The sequence below is a fragment of the Niameybacter massiliensis genome (genome assembly GCF_001282685.1).
In the GTDB taxonomy this organism is placed as follows: domain Bacteria; phylum Bacillota; class Clostridia; order Lachnospirales; family Cellulosilyticaceae; genus Holtiella; species Holtiella tumoricola.
The window spans coordinates 940,220-958,035 of record NZ_LN875035.1 but is presented as its reverse complement, the minus strand read 5'-3'; the positions used below and the strand labels follow the sequence as shown (position 1 = coordinate 958,035).

Annotated in this window: 14 protein-coding genes; 12 read left to right on the top strand and 2 right to left on the bottom strand. The window is 34.0% G+C overall.

Translation table 11 applies throughout. The features are described 5' to 3' along the window. Positions 1–207 precede the first annotated feature (207 nt). The 9 genes from glmS to BN2390_RS21940 all read left to right on the top strand — a co-directional run bounded on the left by glmS (position 208) and on the right by BN2390_RS21940 (position 11,661). On the top strand, positions 208–2,037 hold the full coding sequence (glmS, locus tag BN2390_RS10195) for a glutamine--fructose-6-phosphate transaminase (isomerizing) (RefSeq protein WP_053984253.1): 1,830 nt from the start codon (positions 208–210) through the stop codon (positions 2,035–2,037). Between the two features lie 978 nt (positions 2,038–3,015). Then, on the top strand, positions 3,016–4,335 hold the full coding sequence (locus tag BN2390_RS10190) for a helix-turn-helix domain-containing protein (protein WP_053984252.1): 1,320 nt from the start codon (positions 3,016–3,018) through the stop codon (positions 4,333–4,335). Between the two features lie 144 nt (positions 4,336–4,479). Next, complete coding sequence (locus BN2390_RS10185; RefSeq protein ID WP_053984251.1) at positions 4,480–5,949, top strand: SLC13 family permease; 1,470 nt, start codon at positions 4,480–4,482, stop codon at positions 5,947–5,949. 52 nt (positions 5,950–6,001) lie between these two features. Beyond that, positions 6,002–7,858: an aryl-sulfate sulfotransferase gene (locus BN2390_RS10180; protein WP_053984250.1), complete on the top strand. Its 1,857-nt coding sequence runs from the start codon at positions 6,002–6,004 to the stop codon at positions 7,856–7,858. Positions 7,859–7,978: 120 nt separating this feature from the next. After that, positions 7,979–8,695, top strand: a complete 717-nt coding sequence (locus tag BN2390_RS10175) for a phosphoribosyltransferase (protein ID WP_053984249.1) — start codon at positions 7,979–7,981, stop codon at positions 8,693–8,695. A gap of 173 nt (positions 8,696–8,868) precedes the next feature. Next, on the top strand, positions 8,869–9,864 hold the full coding sequence (locus BN2390_RS10170; protein WP_053984248.1) for a D-alanyl-D-alanine carboxypeptidase family protein: 996 nt from the start codon (positions 8,869–8,871) through the stop codon (positions 9,862–9,864). Positions 9,865–9,877: 13 nt separating this feature from the next. Then, positions 9,878–10,216: a hypothetical protein gene (locus BN2390_RS10165; RefSeq protein ID WP_053984247.1), complete on the top strand. Its 339-nt coding sequence runs from the start codon at positions 9,878–9,880 to the stop codon at positions 10,214–10,216. Between the two features lie 101 nt (positions 10,217–10,317). Further along, a complete protein-coding gene (locus BN2390_RS10160) occupies positions 10,318–11,259 on the top strand; it encodes a hypothetical protein (protein ID WP_053984246.1) in 942 nt (313 codons plus the stop codon). Between the two features lie 210 nt (positions 11,260–11,469). Then, positions 11,470–11,661: a hypothetical protein gene (locus BN2390_RS21940; RefSeq protein ID WP_198524898.1), complete on the top strand. Its 192-nt coding sequence runs from the start codon at positions 11,470–11,472 to the stop codon at positions 11,659–11,661. A gap of 438 nt (positions 11,662–12,099) precedes the next feature. Here BN2390_RS21940 and BN2390_RS10155 read toward each other — a convergent pair whose 3' ends face one another. Further along, positions 12,100–13,131: a phosphodiester glycosidase family protein gene (locus BN2390_RS10155; RefSeq protein ID WP_053984245.1), complete on the bottom strand. Its 1,032-nt coding sequence runs from the start codon at positions 13,129–13,131 to the stop codon at positions 12,100–12,102. 144 nt (positions 13,132–13,275) lie between these two features. Here BN2390_RS10155 and BN2390_RS10150 point away from each other — a divergent pair, with 144 nt between their 5' ends. The 3 genes from BN2390_RS10150 (at position 13,276) to BN2390_RS10140 (ending at position 16,890) form a co-directional block, all read left to right on the top strand. Beyond that, on the top strand, positions 13,276–14,298 hold the full coding sequence (locus tag BN2390_RS10150; RefSeq protein WP_053984244.1) for a DUF2804 domain-containing protein: 1,023 nt from the start codon (positions 13,276–13,278) through the stop codon (positions 14,296–14,298). A gap of 117 nt (positions 14,299–14,415) precedes the next feature. Then, the gene (locus tag BN2390_RS10145) at positions 14,416–14,832 is read left to right on the top strand and encodes a bacteriohemerythrin (protein ID WP_053984243.1); all 417 of its coding nucleotides are present in this window, start codon (positions 14,416–14,418) and stop codon (positions 14,830–14,832) included. A 114-nt stretch (positions 14,833–14,946) separates the two neighbouring features. Next, entirely contained in the window at positions 14,947–16,890 is a 1,944-nt protein-coding gene (locus tag BN2390_RS10140; protein WP_053984242.1) for a DUF5107 domain-containing protein, read from the top strand. A gap of 74 nt (positions 16,891–16,964) precedes the next feature. Here BN2390_RS10140 and pdaA read toward each other — a convergent pair whose 3' ends face one another. Continuing rightward, complete coding sequence (pdaA, locus tag BN2390_RS10135) at positions 16,965–17,729, bottom strand: delta-lactam-biosynthetic de-N-acetylase (RefSeq protein ID WP_053984241.1); 765 nt, start codon at positions 17,727–17,729, stop codon at positions 16,965–16,967. Positions 17,730–17,816 lie beyond the last annotated feature (87 nt).

The window sequence follows — 17,816 nt, the reverse complement described above, 5'->3', positions numbered from 1 at the left end:
TAGAGTATCCTAGTTCAAGTGGGGGAAAAAATGAATAAAGCGCCAGAACTTGAAGCGATCAAGTTGACGAGGACTAGAGTTATCGAAAATTCGGCGGATGCTCTAGAGGGATCACAACCTAACAAGATGACAAATCTATAAGGTGACTTAGAGGACAAAACATCTTGAGTGAGTTCCCCCTGATCAAAATAATCAGGAGGTACGAATATGTGTGGAATTGTTGGATTTTATGGAAAACACAGTGCAAGAGACATTATTTTAGAGGGGCTTAGCGCACTCGAGTACAGGGGATATGATTCATCAGGAATTGCTGTTATTGATGAACATGAGGACTTAAAGTGTATCAAAGAAAAAGGTAGACTTAAGGTTTTAGAAGAAACTGTACAAGAAAGTGGTTTAGATGGTCATATTGGTATTGGACATACAAGATGGGCGACTCATGGCGTGCCATCAAAAGAAAATGCCCATCCTCATCTTAATTCAGAAGGAACAATTGCAGTTGTACACAATGGTATCATTGAGAACTATTTAGAGCTTAAACATGAACTTATTGAAAAAGGTTATATCTTTGTTTCTGATACAGATACAGAAGTTGTAGCACACCTTATTGATTTATATGATGAAGGTGACTTTGAAAGTGCAGTGTATAAGACATTAGGTAGACTTAAAGGAGCTTACGCTTTAGGTATTATTAGTAGTAAGTATCCAGATACTTTAATCGCCACAAGAAAAGAGAGCCCTTTAGTAGTTGGTGTAAAGGGCAATGAATATGTAATTGCTTCAGATATTCCAGCATTACTTGGTTTTACAAGAGATGTTTATTATATGGATAATAATGAAGTTATTATTGCACAAAAAGGACAGTTACGTATTCAAGATTTAGAAGGAAATGTAGTAAGTAAAACACTTACACATATTGACTGGGATACAGAAGCAGCATCTAAAAATGGATACAGCCATTTCATGATGAAAGAGATCTATGATCAACCAACAGCTATTCGTGAAACACTATGTAGACGTCTAGATGAAAAACGTCATATTCAATTAGACGACATTAAACTTCAAAAAGAAGATTTAGATGAACTAAATAAAATCTACATTGTTGCATGTGGAACTGCATACCATGCTGGTTTAGTAGGTAAATATGCAATTGAAAAATTAGCACGTATACCAGTAGAAGTTGATATTGCTTCAGAATTTAGATATAGTGATCCGTTTGTAGATGACAAGACACTTCTTATTGTTGTTTCACAATCAGGAGAAACAGCGGATACTTTAGCAGCTCTAAAAGAAGCAAAACGTAAAGGTGCAAGAGTACTTGCTATTACCAACGTAGTAGGTTCATCTGTAGCACGTGAAGCAGATGATTTATTCTACACTTGGGCAGGTCCTGAGATTGCTGTAGCTTCAACAAAAGCTTATACAGCTCAGCTTGTAGCATTCTATATGTTAGCATTACATTTTGCAAACACAAAAGGAACGATTACAGACCAAGAATATGTAGCTTATGTAGATGCTATTGAAGGCTTAGGGAACAAAGTGGAAGAAATTTTAAGCGGAAAAGAAACTATTGAAGCAGTAGCTAAAATACTTGTAGAGGCAACAAGTGCATTCTACCTTGGTCGTGGGTTAGACTATACAACAGCTATGGAAGCAGCACTTAAATTAAAAGAGATTTCATATCTTCATACAGAGGCCTTTGCAGCAGGTGAATTAAAACACGGTACAATAGCTCTTATTGAAGAAGGGACACCAGTCCTTGCTATTGTGACACAAGAGCGCCTAGCAGAAAAAATGATCTCTAATATGAAGGAAGTAAAAGCAAGAGGAGCCTATGTTATAGCAATTGCTAAAGAAGGCACACCACATATTGGGCATGTGGCAGATAAAATAATAGAAGTTCCAGCAGTATGCGATATTCTTATGCCTATTTTATCTGTTATTCCTACTCAGCTTTTAGCATACTATACTTCAACCCTTAAAGGTCTTGATGTAGATAAACCAAGAAACTTAGCAAAATCGGTAACAGTTGAATAGAGTAAGAAATGTATGATGGTGTATTATAATCTCGATGAGGTTTTAAGCTAGTACGTTATAAAATAAAAAAGTGCACAAGATTATTTTATATAATTGTGCACTTTTTTGCTATTTAGCATTTTTATGTCAAATCTAGAAATTCACTTTCTTGATTTCGAAGAAGCGTTTTGAAAAAGACAACCTTTTTATTGTACATAATCTAAGAATTTATTTTGTAATGTTTATCAATTGTACCTATAGATTAAAAGTTATATACTCTATATATCAAGATACACAGCATTTAATTACAGGTTATCTAATATAAAAGTATAGAGAAGCTGCTATTCTAGATAAGTAGTAGAAACTATACCACTAAGAAGAAAGAGGAATATTTCTGCCTCCTCTCCCAGAAGTCAATCACTTTTTTCTTAGGTTCAGTGCTTTGACGGTGACAGTAAAGTAACTGATGAATATGGATTTAAAAGGATTCAATCACATAATCAAGTCAATAATGACTAGATGGTAATAGGTTTTAGTGAAACGGATAGTACGTTTTATGAGTTACAAATGGCCAGACGATTAATGGTGTAAAGTCATTGCGACCTCTTTCACCGGCAGGGTTACCAGGCGTTTAGTAAGAACGAGAATCGGCTAGGAAGGAGCACACCAATCTATTACATATAGAATAGTTGATGAGATTTCTACTATGAATTCTAGTAAATCATGTCACCAACAAAGCCGACTTAAGTTTGCCTATGATTTTGGAGAGGGGGCAACTTAGGTTGGCTTTTGTTGCAATGGTATTTTAGAGAAGTATGGTAGTAGGGGCAGTAAAAGGGTAAAAAGAGAATGTGTAAAAGGCATCATCTGTAATAGGATGATGCCTTTTGTTCATGACAGTATTTTATATAATAAAATCTTAATCTATGTTATGATTGATAATATAAACTATAATTAAAAAGTGTATAAAATTTTAAATTAGGCATAGATGGTGATAAGATGACAGAAAATCGAGTAAAATCAACAATGTTATATGTACAGACTATAAAACCTCACTTCTCTGAAGACGATCTAGAGATTATTCTTGTTCTTAAAGGAAGTATTACTATTCAAAAAGTAGAACGTGTCGTAACAGTCAATGAAGGTGAATTTACATTAGTTAATCGTTATATTGTACATAGTATTCAAAGTGAAGGGGCTTATATCTTATCTGCTAAAATACGTTTATCTGAGTTTAGGGATATCTTTGATAAGATGGAGTATGTAGAGTTTATGAATAATGATGAGCTATTAGATATTAATAGACCATTAAAAAATAGATTAAATAAGGTTGTGATGGATTTATTAATCCGTCAATATTTCTATGAAAAGGATTTAGATAAGGCAGATCGAGTGGAGGAAAGAAAGCTAAATGAGCAGCATCTTGTGCATATGTTATTTAGTTCTTATCAATTGATATCTCATATGAAAGAGGAAGAGGAATACCCAACAGGGAAATTACAAGATAGGTATTATTGGATTGTAGAATATGTAATGAAGCATACAAATGAAAAGATAATGGTAGAGGATATTTTAAAGGAATTGTACATGAATGCTACTTATTTTTCTCAGTTCATGAAAAAAGTGGGTGGTGTTAATTTTAAAGATTTTGTACAGTATCGTAAGCTAATTATGATCCAAGGTTACATGCTAGATTATAGCTTGTGTATGACAGAGATTGCTAATTTAGTAGGGATTTATGATATGAAATCTTTTTATAGTCTTTTTAAAAGGTACTTTAAAAAGGCGCCTAAAACGTGGCGTGCAGAAAGTTGGCAATTAGAAGATGAGTATACCCGAGTATGTGATGAACAGGTTTTAGAGAAATTTATGGACAAGTATCATATTAAAGAGCGTAAAGAAACGAGTAGTAGTAAATTATATAAGCACTTATTACAGATGAAACAGATGGAACCCCTTGATTTAGAGGGAACAGAAATTATACTTAATCCTTATTGTGATATGGGCGATCAATTTGATCCTTATTATCAAGTGTATAATTATTTTAATGAACTCATAGATGAGATTTATAAATCTAAAATTTCTTTGCATTTAGTTTATCCATATCGCTATTTAAGAGAACCAGAGCAAAAAGAATTATTTATTAATACAATGAAGTTATCCGCTCTAAAGTTAATGGGTGGTAAAATGAAAAAATTAAAGGTTTCATTTATGGTACAAACGCCAGAACAATTATTTGAAGCGAAAGAATTAAGGCAAATAATAGATCAGGAAATAGGCAATTTAGCTATAAATGTAGCGATTAATATAGCACTATAAACAAAATGATATGAATATATACCAAAATCTTATAAGAGTTTTATAATAGAATCTAAAAAATTCCCATTATAAAAGATTAGAAAGGATTGTATAATAATTATATGATAATTTTTTAACAATTAATAATCTGGAGGGAATAATAATATGAAAAAACAAGTCAAAGCATCATATGTTAATTTTCTAATTGGTTTTGCAATTATGATTTTGTTCCGCTTTATTCCATTGGGAGTATTGCCAAATGTAACTGAAATTGGATTACAGGTAATGGGCGTATTTATTGGTACGATCTACCTTTGGTCAACAGTAAATCCTACAGTTGCAAGTATTGCTAGTATATGTATGTTAGCAATGACTGATTTTGCACCTGCAGGAGGTGTATTAAGTACTTGCTTTGGAAATCCAACAGTTGTACAAATGTTCTTCTTAATGGTCTTCATGGGGGGATTAACAAATAGAAAGCTTACAGTTTATATTGCACGTTGGATAATGACAAGAAAGTTCATAGAAGGAAAGCCTTGGGTATTTACATTAGTAATGATGCTAGGTACATATTTAATGTCTGTGTTTATTGGGGCATTTGCACCAATCTTCTTATTCTGGCCAATTTTATATGGGGTATTTGAAGAGGTAGGTTATGAGAAAACAGATGAGTATCCAAAATTAATGGTAATTGGTGTTGTTATTTCTGCATTAGCTGGTTTCCCAGTGCCACCATATATGTCAAATGGTTTAGCATTACTTGGAAACTACAGAGGTTTATTAGGTAACTTCCCAAGCTTAACAGAAGGCACTGCAATCTCTGATGCAACTTACTTTATTGCTTGCTTTATTTTAGGTTTAGTGTTAGTTGTTACTTTTGTAGGTATTATGAAATTCATTTTTAGACCAGATGTAACACCTATGAAGAAAATGAGTATTGAGATGTTAGAAAGAAATCCATTACCAGCAATGTCTAAAGCACAAAAAACATATGGTATCTTCTTATGTATCTTTATTTTCTGCATGCTCATCCCAAGTTTATTACCAAATGTACCAGTATTAAGTTTTATCAATAAAAATTCCTTACTTGTACCAATCGTTTTAGTTTGTATCTTATCTTTAATTCAATTTGAAGATGGACCAGTATTACGTTTTGGTCCAGTAATGGGGCAAGACTTTGCTTGGCCTACATTTTTCCTTTGCACTTCAGCCATTTTAATTGGTGGTGTATTAACAAATGAAGCAACAGGTGTAACACCATTCTTAAATACTATACTTTCACCAATCTTTAATGGTATGTCAGGTACAGTATTTACTGTTGTATTGTTAGTATTAGTTGTGCTTTTAACAAATATCTGTAACTCTTTAGTAATTGGTATGATTATGCAACCAGTAGTATTAACTTATTGTGTAGCAGCAGGTGTTAGTCCAGCGCCAATTATTACTTTATTGATCTTTACAGTATTATTAACAGCAGCTTGTACACCAGCAGCATCTCCATTTGCAGCCATGTTATTTGGAAATAAAGAATACTTAACAACAACAGAAGTATATAAGTATACAGTTGTTACAGTAGTAATAGAGTTACTTGTTATTTTAGTACTTGGTATACCATTCGTAAATCTATTCATGTAGAGCGGAAAATTAGATTTAACAATACTTAATAAAAGTGAAGGAGAGATTGATCATGGCAGTAGAATACAAAGAAATAGAACACTGGATTCCACTTCAAGCAAAAGCGGAAAAAGAAATGTTAGCAGAATTTGAGGCAGGAAACTATACGATAGAAAATCCTCTTGTAAAATACAATGCATATCTTATTAACCCATTATCAGCAGTTGTATTATTCCGTACAGAAAAAGAAGTAGCTGTTACAGTACGTGTTAAAGGTAAAACAAAAGCAGCGGATATGGTACATACTTTCCCAAAAGCAACAACTCATATTTTACCAGTATTAGGATTATACAGTGATTACAATAATACAGTAGAGATTACACCTTATAGAGGAAAAACAACAACGATTCAAATTGAAGTAGGTCATGTTGCAGATCAAAAGGTTATTGAATATGTACAAACTACACCAGAATACTTCCAAGACAATATTATGATTCTTTGTCCAGCAGGAACAGAAACAACTATGGGGATTGACTATGCTGGGGATATTCGTTGGTATTTAACAACACTTTGTGTATTTGACTTAAAACGTTTAAGAAATGGTAACTTCTTATTTGGTACAGATCGTTTGATTAAAATGCCATACTATATGTCTGGTTTATATGAAATGTCTCCAGTAGGAAAAATTTATAAAGAGTATCGTGTACCAGGTGCATATCACCATGATCAATTTGAAATGCCAGATGGTAACTTATTATGCTTAACAGAAGACTTAACAAGTGAAACAGTAGAAGATGTCTGTGTATTATTAGATAGAAATACAGGTGAAATCCTTAAAACTTGGGATTATAAAAAATTCTTAACACCAGGAGAAGGAAAAGGTTTATCATTCACAGACGAAGACTGGTTCCACAATAACGCAGTTTGGTATGATGAAAATACAAATTCATTAACATTCTCAGGACGTCATGTTGACGTAATGGTAAATATTGATTATGATAGTGGTGAGTTAAACTGGATTATTGGGGATCCAGAAACTTGGCCAGACCATATGCAAAAGTATTTCTTCAAACCAATCGGTAACAATTTTGAATGGCAATATGAGCAACATGCTTGTGTGATTACACCAAACGGAGATGTTATGTGTTTTGATAACCATCATAACTCTACAAAAGTAGAAGCAAAAAAAGTACCTGCATATAACAACTACTCTAGAGGTGTAAGATATAGAATTAATACAGAAGATATGACAATTGAGCAAGTATGGCAATATGGAAAAGAAAGAGGCGCAGAATTCTTCTCTCCATATATCTGTAATGTAGAATACTACAATGAAGGACATTATTTAGTGCATTCAGGTGGTATTGCTTATGATAAAGATGGTGTGCCATCAGAAGCATTAGGTGCATTTGCTAAAATGACAGGTGGTTCTTTAAATTCTATTACAGTAGAATTAGTAAATGATACAAAGATGTATGAAATGAAAGCACATGGTAACTTCTACCGTGCTGAAAAACTTAAATTATACTGTGATGGTATTAATTTAGAAATGGGTGAAGGTACAATCTTAGGTTACTTAAGTGAAACAAAAGAGTTTGGTACAGGTATCCCAGCTGAAGCTTGTGGAGAAATGTTACCAGAGACTTGCAATGCAAGAGTAGAAGAGCAATTTGATATGTTTACATTCTTCTGCCGCTTCACAAAAGGTGATCTTGCAATGATGTTACTTGAGCAAGGAGATGAAGTACATAGATACTACATTTCTACAACAGCTGTCCCATCAAAAGCAATGTGCTGTGGTTCTTTCTTAGACACAGATGATCGTAATACTAGAACATGTGTAACTAAAACAGGTTTAAAAGGTACTTATGATATCCGTGTAATTATTGAGGATAAAAAATACGAAACAGGAATTCAAATTACTTGCTAGAGGTATTATAATAATATCATTCTTCCAAGTTAGAAACTGGTACAAAGCAGATTTAGAAGCGAAGAAGACTCTAAATCTGCTTTGCTTTAAGAAAAATTAAATAAGAAGAGGTGTTAAGCTATGCAAGAACAAGTCAAAATTTCATCAAAAAGTAATGCTGATTTAGTTTTAAAAGCCATTCCGGGACATTTCTCAAGTGATCGTTTCCATGTAAATTATTACATTGACATGACAACTTTAAAAATGCGTCAAAGAGAGTCTAAATTAGTTGCTGAAGTAATGGCAGAACAATATGTGAAAAAAGTAAAATTAGATAAAGATATTATGGGTATGCAACCAGCTTGGGAATCAATGGTTAACCTTGGAGCGACTAAAACGCCTATTGATACAATTATTTGTATGGATGGTTGCGAAGTAATTGGTGCTTATTTAGCAGAAGAACTTAGTATAGGTGGTTTCCCATCTAATAATAAACATCATTCTTTCTATGTTATTACACCAGAATTTGATAAGAGTGGACAAATGGTTGTTAACAAAAATATCAAACCAATGATTCATGGGAAAAATGTATTAATCGTATTAGCAACAGCAATGAGCGGTAGAACTATTTCTAAAGCTATTGGAACAATCTTAGCATATGGTGGAAAAGTAACAGGTTTATCTGTTATTTTTGCAAATGTGGATGAGGTAGATGGTTACCCAGTACATGCAGTATTTACACGTGATGATTTACCAAACTTTAAATTATCAGATCCAAATGCATGTGAAGATTGTAAAGCAAAGAAACCTTTAGATGCTGTAGTAAATTCATATGGATTTAATTCTTTTGAAGACTAAAATTTAGCTTATAAGATGAGCTGTTACATTTAAAAGTGTAGCAGTTCTTTTTTTATGCTGAGCCTTTTAATTTTGTGTAATATAAGTGGAAGTCATGTTGAAATTTAAGATTTTTTGTAATAAGCTATAAGTATAAAGACATTAAACTATACATATAGAATAAGAGGATAGCAATGAAAAGGAAATATTGGAGGATAGCGGTCATAGGACTTTTAGCGACTCAGCTATGTATGAATGTACAAGCTGTAGAGCCAAGTTTTGCGACTAGGCATAACCCGTATCACATATTAGTTAATAAGCAAAATCCAGTCAGTCATGATTATGTTCCCAAAGACTTAGTCATGCCTAAAGTTAGGTTTAATACACCGGGCAACATAGAAAAAAATTATATGGAACGAGAAGCAGCTTATGCACTTGAAATGATGTTTCAAGATGCTAAAGCAAGTGGAGTCACCTTAATTGCAGTAAGTGGCTATAGAAGCTATGATTATCAAAACATACTTTATACACGTGCTATTAAAAATTATGGTCCTAATCAAAAAGGGTCAGCTCCGCCTAATGAATCTGAGCACCGTACAGGATTGGCTATGGATATCACTGGCCTTAGTGGAGGAACAATACAGGAAAGCTTTGGTAACACAAAAGAAGGTAAATGGCTAGCGGCTAATTGCTACAAATATGGTTATATTATTCGTTATCCAAAGAATAAGACAGATATTACAGGTATTATATATGAACCATGGCACGTACGCTATGTAGGAAAAGAACTTGCAACAAAATTACATACTAGTGGATTAACAATGGAAGAACTTATACGCTGTTGTTATGAAATTACTGAGATGAATATGGAGTTAGACGGGGCAACAAGTATACAAAAAGTACCTATTATAAATGAAGATGGTGTGTTATATATAGGATTAAGAGAATTAGGCAATCGTATAGGTGGTACTGTTGAATATACATCAAGAACACAAATGAGTAGTTTAACCTATGGCAGACATTATTTAGTAGCAGGTGATAATTGGCTTAATGGGGGAGGAATAAAGACGCTAATGATTAACGAAAAACTTTATGTACCTCTTAGAAAGAGCTGTGAAATACTAGGACTTAGATTAGTAGACGTTGATTATAATGGGCAGAAACTATTTGTTCAAAATATAGAATACTAGGGAGGGAAAGAATATGTTTAAAGAATATAAAAACCAAAGTGAGACATTATTAGAATTATTAAGAGCTTATTGTCAGTGTGAAGAAGGGAAAGATAAAGCATCAAAAGAGGCACTTAGTAAGTATCTTAATGAGCAGGATATGGAATTTGTGAAATGGGTACAAGTTGTAATTCACTTAGGATGTAATCCTCAAGAAGGGACGCCAGAAGAAGTATATAGCAAGACAATGCAAGCGTTTAATCTTTTAAAAGGTTGGCGTCCACAAGAAATAGAAGTACGTAATATGATTATTAAAAATCCATTAGATCAATATTTTATAAAAGGTTTAAAAGTATTAGGTTTAAGTGAATAAAAACATTATTCATAGTTAGATAGAGTGTTATAATAAAAATAGATTTCAGAGGTATTTCATAGAGGCACAAAGTAAATAAATCCATATAAGGAAGTGGTAGTATGAAGCAAGCTTTGAAGAAAACGGCTTTAGTAGGAACAGTGTTATTGATGTTATCTTCGATTAATACTATTCAAGCTAAAGAAGTAGAAGTGAGTGTACCTATTATTTGTGAAAAGGGAGAAAATCTCATACCTATTCGAAAGGTAGCAGAGACCTTAGGAGCAAAGTCTATAACATGGAATAAAAAGGAACATATCCTTTCTATGGAGGTAGATTATAAGCTCTCACATTTGTATCTGTCTTACCTAAATGGTTTAGAAGAAACTAATAGGGAGTATGTAGAACCCTTACCTCCACGTCTTAGAAATATGGAGTTGCCACCTTATCCACTAAAGGGAATAAATGGACAACAATTAGAACAAAGGTCTATTACTTTAGAACTTAAAGATGGAGATTATAGTGCGAGTTATGCAGTTTATGACTATAAAATAGCAGACAATACCTTGTATTTAGGAGAAGAATGGCTAAACACTATTTTTCTAGCAGATTCTATCAAGATTCAATCAAAGGATAAACTTCAAGTTCAGTATTTAGATAAGGGTGAGCTTGAGGAAGAGGTAAAAACGTTAGAAGGCCTGATCAAGCCAACGACAGCTGAACAAGCTATTGCCTTATGGAGTAGAGGACAACAAACTAGAAGTGGTGCTTTGCAGTATAGTGCATTAAGTGAACCACTACAAAAAAAGGTGATGGAGCAATTTTCAGGTTGGGTAACAGGTGGCTCTAGTCCATCTCTTGGAAAACTTGTCAGCCAACAAGCAGAAGTAGTAGATGAAGGGCATAAAGTCTATACACTTCAATACGATGAAATGCTTCAAGGAAAAGTAAGTGGACATATTCAGCAAAAAGTATTTGTGGAACATGTAGACCAAAACGGTAAAGGCTTTTGGTTGATTACGGGTGTAGAAGGCGACACAGAGTATTATAGCCTTATAAAATAAATATTTTATGGAGTGAAAACTTAGTAGTTGAGGTAGACCGGTCGGCACTACGTATGTGCTCTCCCTTTCGCTTTTGCTCAAATGGACTAAGAATGTGTAAACTCCTATTCAGTCAGAATGTGCGAAAACTCGCTAACGCTCAGACACTCGCACAAAAGCCTTCCTTCATATTCGTTAACACATTCTAAGCCCATCCTCGAAAAAAGCTACATGGAGGTCACCCACGCATCACCGCCCTTTTCTACTCAGTTAGGTAAGTTTTCACTTCCAGTAGTTCACCGTGGTGAAGAGATCGGAGTAAATGTTTCTTCTTCAGAAGGCAAAACCTTGCAGGTATCAATGCCTTTTGCTACTGGGTTAAGTAAGACACGCTTTGTAGAATTGATAGTACTTTTGATCTAAACTCGGAAATGATTAGGCACTTTCATATGAAGGATGTTTAGAAAATGGGTCATGTAGTTTTGCTATCTTTCTACCGGAAGGGTTATGATGTGATGGGCAGTAAGGTGAGTTAGTGTATGGAAACTTTCTCCACAGACTTTTTAGAGAGGCTTAGAGAATGGAATCAAACTGGTTTTAGGGAAATGTCTGAAGAAAAGTGAACTTCTTTTCTGAGTTTTGACCGTTAGTTTGATGGAATGAACTTAGCCTCTCTTAAAAGTCGAGGACTAGAAGTTGGAATACAATAAACTTGCCTACATGCCCTCACACTTAACCAAATATTTATTTTATAAGCTACTAGAGAGTATTACTTCCCCAAAAATTAGGATATCAGAGACTTTTTACTAGACTAAATAGAAAAAGATGTGTAGGCATTTACTGCCGTACACATCTTTTTTGTTATTTAATAATCCATGCGTTGTTGATATAACGTTCGTGTCCTAAACTTGGTTTGTTTACATAGTCGTTGTCATAGTACATAACAGTTGAGCTACCGCCATCTAACATAGCTGCATTAATGCAACCTTCTGCAAGTAAGGTATTTTGGAGAACATCTAAGTCTACACCGATACTATAGCCTGGCTGTCTACCGTCGATACAAAGGAAGAGTACTTCACCTGTAGGGCGTTGGCCAATGGCTGTACGTGGAGCAATACCCCAACCTCCTGTACCTTCTTTGATTGTGGTTTCACCGTTTACAATAAGGAAGGGTTTGAAATCTACGGCATCACGTAAGTTAGCATCTAAGGCTTCTTGTTTCGTCATTTTGCCAAGGACTAAGACATTATCTTGATTAAAGCCAATCACACTATGTTTCATATTTCCGTTAGATTGAATAAGTTGATTATCTACGATGAGGAGCCCAGCGGGTGTTCCGCCGTTTGAATCATAGTTGGGACCATCAACAAAACCACCAGCGTTAATACCTGCTCGTGCTTCATGGGTAGCAACCATTGTTTTGACCAGATCGCCACGTTCATATTGATAGCGTGTTTGGGCAAGTGTGACACGAGAAGGGTCACTGATGAGCATTAATTTACCTTTCCAAGTACTACCTGATACATCTTTAAGATAAATCCCTTCTTCAAGTTCTTTATAACCTTGAGCAAGATATGTATCTTCTAGAGGGATATCTTCATTTGAGGAATCTTCTTGCTTTGGAATTTCTACAAGATCAGTAGAGGTTTGATAACCAGAGTCATCCACTTCATTACGTTTCATAATTTCATCTATTTTATCTTGTTTAATAAAAGCTGTTGCAAGCCATTTATGATTTAAAGTTGTCATGGCCGTTGTTACCCATAAATCTTGTGTAGGGCGTACCCAACCAGACATAATTAAAATGTAAAAGCTTGCAATTCCAGTTAAAAATAGTCCTCCTAAAGTAATACATGCAGACTTAATAAATATTTTAAAAAGGCGCTTAGGCATATTTGAATCTCCTTTTTACTAGTGTTTTGATATTATATGTTTATTATCATATCACAAAAAAATGAATACTTGGTAACAGGCGTATTACAATTTTCATATGCATAAACTATTAGTGAGGAGATATAGGGCAAAGAGGGTGAGGTTATGCAACAACAGCTTACAACAAAAGGAAAACTTTTAAATACTGAGGGAGAATTATGTGATAGAGGGTACAGCACTTCACTTATATTAGAGTATGATAGAGAAGATATTCAGGCCTCAAAGTGGAGGATTAAGGAATGGGATTATTACTTAATTACAACATCTCATTATGGCGTAGCATTAACCATTGCAGATAATAGCTACATGGGTCTTGTGAGTATTTCTCTATTAGATTTTAAAAACAAGACTTATAAGACGAAGACACATATGATTCCTTTTACTTTTGGAAAATTAAAGTTACCTCATACATCTAAGACAGGAGATATACGTTATGTAGATCATCAGGTGGAAGTGCATTTTTATACTCATAAAAAAGAAAGACGTCTGAGATGTTACATGAAAGAGTTTGAGAAAGATAAGCCTTTCGAATGTGAATTTATATTAAGTGATGAGCCTAAAGAGAGTATTGTAACGGTTACACCTTTTAAAGAGGATAAAAAAGCTTTTTATTATAATCAAAAAATAATAGGTATGTGTGCAAGAGGTTATGTAAAAGCAGGAAAGCAGTTTTTAACCTTTAGGCAAAATAATGCGAGAGCGCTCTTGGATTGGGGAAGAGGTGTATGGCCTTACAAAAGTCATTGGTACTGGGGTGCTGCAATGGGAACAGTAGACAATGAAGAAATAGGCTTTAATATAGGATGTGGTTTTGGAGATACAAATGGAACCAGTGAAAACTGCTTTTTCTATAAAGGTTTGCAGTATAAGTTAGAAGCTGTTAAAGCAATCGTCCCAAAACAAGATGAAGTCGGAATACTATGGAAGTTTCATTCAAGTGATGGCAGATTCGAAATGGAATTTAAACCAATTGTCAATCGTAAAGATTATCATTCTTATGGTATTATCCTAAGTGATCAACAGCAAGTATTTGGGAAATATACAGGGAAAGTGATTTTAGATGATGGGACAGAAATAAAGGTAAGAGACTTATTAGGATTTGCTGAAAGTGTACGCAATAAGTGGTAAATGGGAGTAATCAAGAGAAGGTTAAAGAGAAAATAACTTTAACTTTCTTTTTTATGTTCTTGATAATGGGAAAATTTGTTATATAATAGAAGGACGACATAATGAGGGAGGACTAAAATGGTTTCAACTTGGAATAATGCCTTTGAAATAGGGATTGAAACGATAGATGCACAACATAAAGAACTTTTTAGAATGCTTAGGGACTTAGAACAAATGGTTTTGACGAAGTGTTCTCAGTATGAGTATAATGATTTTGTTAAATTGATATGTGAAGTACGTGATTATTCAACATATCACTTTTATGAAGAGGAAAAAATTATGGAAGTTACAGAGTTTTTAGAGCTAGATAACCATAGAAAACAGCATATAGCTTTTAAAGAAGAAATTAATAAAATTAACTATATTCAATTAGAAAAAGAGCCATTGCCTATTATCAATGAGCTAAAAAGCTATATAGAGCTTTGGATTATGCAACATATGCTTCTTGAAGATACTAAATTAAGAACATATACCCATAAACTAACAAAAAACTAAAATATAAAAGAATATAAAAAATACATAACAAAGTAAAAATAATGCATAGGTATAATGAAGGCGCTACTTTATAATAAAATAGAGTAGCCTTTAATCATTTACAAGGAGAAAACTATGCAAACAACAATAACTTTTGAGAAACAATGGATGAGAGTAAGTAAGTGGAATGAAGGGGCAACAGTACCTTTTATTTCTGGAATCAGTATTTTGCAAAATTCATTAGAAAGTCAATTAGTACCAGATGACAAAGCGAATATAGGTTATGGAAAGGTGGCGACCATTTACCCTTATACAGAACAAAATGTGTATACAAGGCAATTGCAAGAAACAGAAGTAGAGGTTGTAAAGTTAGAAAATGATTTTATATGTGCACTTTTTATACCGAGTCTAGGAGGCAGATTGTGGTCTCTTTATGATAAAGTAGCTAAAAAAGAATTGTTGTATGTGAATGATGTCATTAGACCAAGTAATTTAGCTGTACGTAATGCATGGGTAAGTGGAGGGGTTGAGTGGAATATAGGTGTTATTGGTCACTCACCTTTTACGTGTGAACAACTTTTTGTGGGTCAATTAGAAGTGGATGGTATGCCGGTACTTCGTATGTATGAATATGAACGTATTCGTAAGGTAACTTATCAAATGGACTTCTTCCTACCTGAAGATTCTAGATATCTCATGTGCCGTATGCGTATTGTAAATCCTAATAAAGAAGTTGTACCAATGTATTGGTGGAGTAATATTGCTGTAAATGAACAAGAAAAAGGAAGACTTGTTGTAGAGGCAGAATCAGCCTATACTAATGCAGATAATGTAGTTTACAAAGTAGAAGTGCCTAAGGTAAATGGTATAGATATTACTAATCCAAAGGAAATTCCTATTTCTGTAGATTATTTCTTTGATATTGATGAAAATAAACGAAAATATATTACATACTTAAATGAAGAAGGATATGGATTAATCCAAACGTCGACAAGTAGATTAGAAGGACGTAAGCTATTTGTGTGGGGGCAAACAAGAGGAAGCCAGAGATGGCAACAGTATCTCAATGAGCAAGCAGGTCCGTATATAGAAATTCAAGCAGGCTTAGCAAAGACTCAATATGGTTGCTTACCTATGCCAGAAGAAAGTGAATGGGAATGGATAGAAGCGTATGGCCCTATGCAAGTGGATAAAGAGACTGTACAAGGTGACTGGTATCAATTAAGAGAACTGGTAACAAGGGAGTTAGAAAGCAGATTGCCTGCTGAAATGCTAGAAAAGTGTCTATCAGAAACAAGAGAAAGTATAGCGCTAAAGCCAGCACAAGTCATCAAAGAAGGTGGAATCTTTGGTGCAGTGGAAAATAGACGAAGAGAATCTAAGGGACTAACACCATTAAGTAGTCATCTAGACTTTGGTCATATACCTGTGGACAATCAATGGATTAAACTCTTAAAAGAGGGGACTATAGGTGCTTGGCCTGAAGTACCAGGTAGCTACATGATTGATGATACCTACTATGAGTTATTGCAAGATGTAGTACAAAATAAAGATTTATTAAATGGATATGCTTGGTATCATTTAGGACTTAATCATTTAGTGAGACAAAAAATAGATGAAGCAATCGATTGTTTTAAAGAATCTTTAAGGTTAGAAGCAAATGCTTTTAATAGCCATGCATTAGCTGTAGCTTGGAACCTAAAAGGAGACCAAGCACAAACGGTAACATATAGTTTGAAAGCTATATTAAGACGTCAAGATGATATAGGCTTAGTAAAAAGTTGCATGTCACTGTTAGTGCAAAATGAAGCCTATACAGAACTTATAGAAGTGAGTGAATACTTACCAGAAGAAGTTAAGCACAATACACGTATTAGTCTATATAGAGCTTATGCTTATGCGCAGTGTAAAAACGTCAATAAGGCAAGAAGACTTATTTATAAAAACAGTTATATAGAGGTTGATGACATCAGAGAAGGGGAACTTTTTGCGGCTGTAGTATGGGATAGGATTCAAGCTTTAGAAGAGGTTCCACAGGAACTTCCATTTGAATTAGATTTTAATGCATTATTTGTTTAATAGAATATGAAAAAATAAAACATGTCTTAGATCACTTTAGTAGTGGTCTAAGACATATTTTGTTTTAAAATAGGTTATTGGAATAATTCAAAAGTATAGCCCATGTTGTGAGCTTCATCAATCACATCACCTAAAATTTGAGTGTTGGTTTTAGAAATAGCATGTAATAGCATAATAGAACCATTATGAAGATTATTAAGAATGAGTTTCTTTGCAGTGTCAGGTGCTGGTTGCTTATTCACATCATAATCACTATAAGCAAAACTCCAGAAAATAGTTTTATAACCTAACTCTTTAGTCATGGCTAAACTTTTTTGTGAGTAATGTCCCATTGGTGGACGGAAAAGTTTAACCATAGGTTGACCGGTGATTGCTTCATATTTACTTGCCACATCACTTAGTTCAGCAGCAAACTTATCAGGGTTGCCTGCACATGATGGCATAGAAGGATGGTGATTGGAATGGTTTGCTACAATGTGTCCTTCGTCTACCATACGTTTGATAAGCTCAGGATTTGTTGTTACATAAGGTGAAGTTACAAAAAAGATTGCTTTAACATTCTTTGCTTTTAGAGTATCTAAAATTTGAGGCGTATAACCTTTTTCATAACCTTCATCAAAAGTAAGATAAAGTACTTTTGATGAAGTATCTCCTACATAATAGGCATCATAATCTGCAAGTTGAAAATTGAGTTTATCATTAACACGAGGTGTAGAATGATCTTTGCTACGTACAAGCCACCAGTCAATTTTAGTATTATCTGCTTGGCTTGCAAAAACCGGGATCAGTGTTGAGATTATAAGGAGAAACGCAAGCCAAAAGATACCTCTTTTTTTCATAAGTCAAAACCTCCTAGATAACAATTTTGTCCATACGATATAGTTTGTCCAGAATCATTAAATCTATAGATTAATAAATAGGATTAT

Excerpts from the sequence above, each read along its gene's own strand:
- glmS (WP_053984253.1), top strand. The coding sequence starts at position 208 with ATGTGTGGAATTGTTGGATTTTATGGAAAACACAGTGCAAGAGACATT.
- BN2390_RS10190 (WP_053984252.1), top strand. The coding sequence starts at position 3,016 with ATGACAGAAAATCGAGTAAAATCAACAATGTTATATGTACAGACTATA.
- BN2390_RS10185 (WP_053984251.1), top strand. The coding sequence starts at position 4,480 with ATGAAAAAACAAGTCAAAGCATCATATGTTAATTTTCTAATTGGTTTT.
- BN2390_RS10180 (WP_053984250.1), top strand. The coding sequence starts at position 6,002 with ATGGCAGTAGAATACAAAGAAATAGAACACTGGATTCCACTTCAAGCA.
- BN2390_RS10175 (WP_053984249.1), top strand. The coding sequence starts at position 7,979 with ATGCAAGAACAAGTCAAAATTTCATCAAAAAGTAATGCTGATTTAGTT.
- BN2390_RS10170 (WP_053984248.1), top strand. The coding sequence starts at position 8,869 with ATGAAAAGGAAATATTGGAGGATAGCGGTCATAGGACTTTTAGCGACT.
- BN2390_RS10165 (WP_053984247.1), top strand. The coding sequence starts at position 9,878 with ATGTTTAAAGAATATAAAAACCAAAGTGAGACATTATTAGAATTATTA.
- BN2390_RS10160 (WP_053984246.1), top strand. The coding sequence starts at position 10,318 with ATGAAGCAAGCTTTGAAGAAAACGGCTTTAGTAGGAACAGTGTTATTG.
- BN2390_RS21940 (WP_198524898.1), top strand. The coding sequence starts at position 11,470 with ATGGAGGTCACCCACGCATCACCGCCCTTTTCTACTCAGTTAGGTAAG.
- BN2390_RS10155 (WP_053984245.1), bottom strand. The coding sequence starts at position 13,131 with ATGCCTAAGCGCCTTTTTAAAATATTTATTAAGTCTGCATGTATTACT.
- BN2390_RS10150 (WP_053984244.1), top strand. The coding sequence starts at position 13,276 with ATGCAACAACAGCTTACAACAAAAGGAAAACTTTTAAATACTGAGGGA.
- BN2390_RS10145 (WP_053984243.1), top strand. The coding sequence starts at position 14,416 with ATGGTTTCAACTTGGAATAATGCCTTTGAAATAGGGATTGAAACGATA.
- BN2390_RS10140 (WP_053984242.1), top strand. The coding sequence starts at position 14,947 with ATGCAAACAACAATAACTTTTGAGAAACAATGGATGAGAGTAAGTAAG.
- pdaA (WP_053984241.1), bottom strand. The coding sequence starts at position 17,729 with ATGAAAAAAAGAGGTATCTTTTGGCTTGCGTTTCTCCTTATAATCTCA.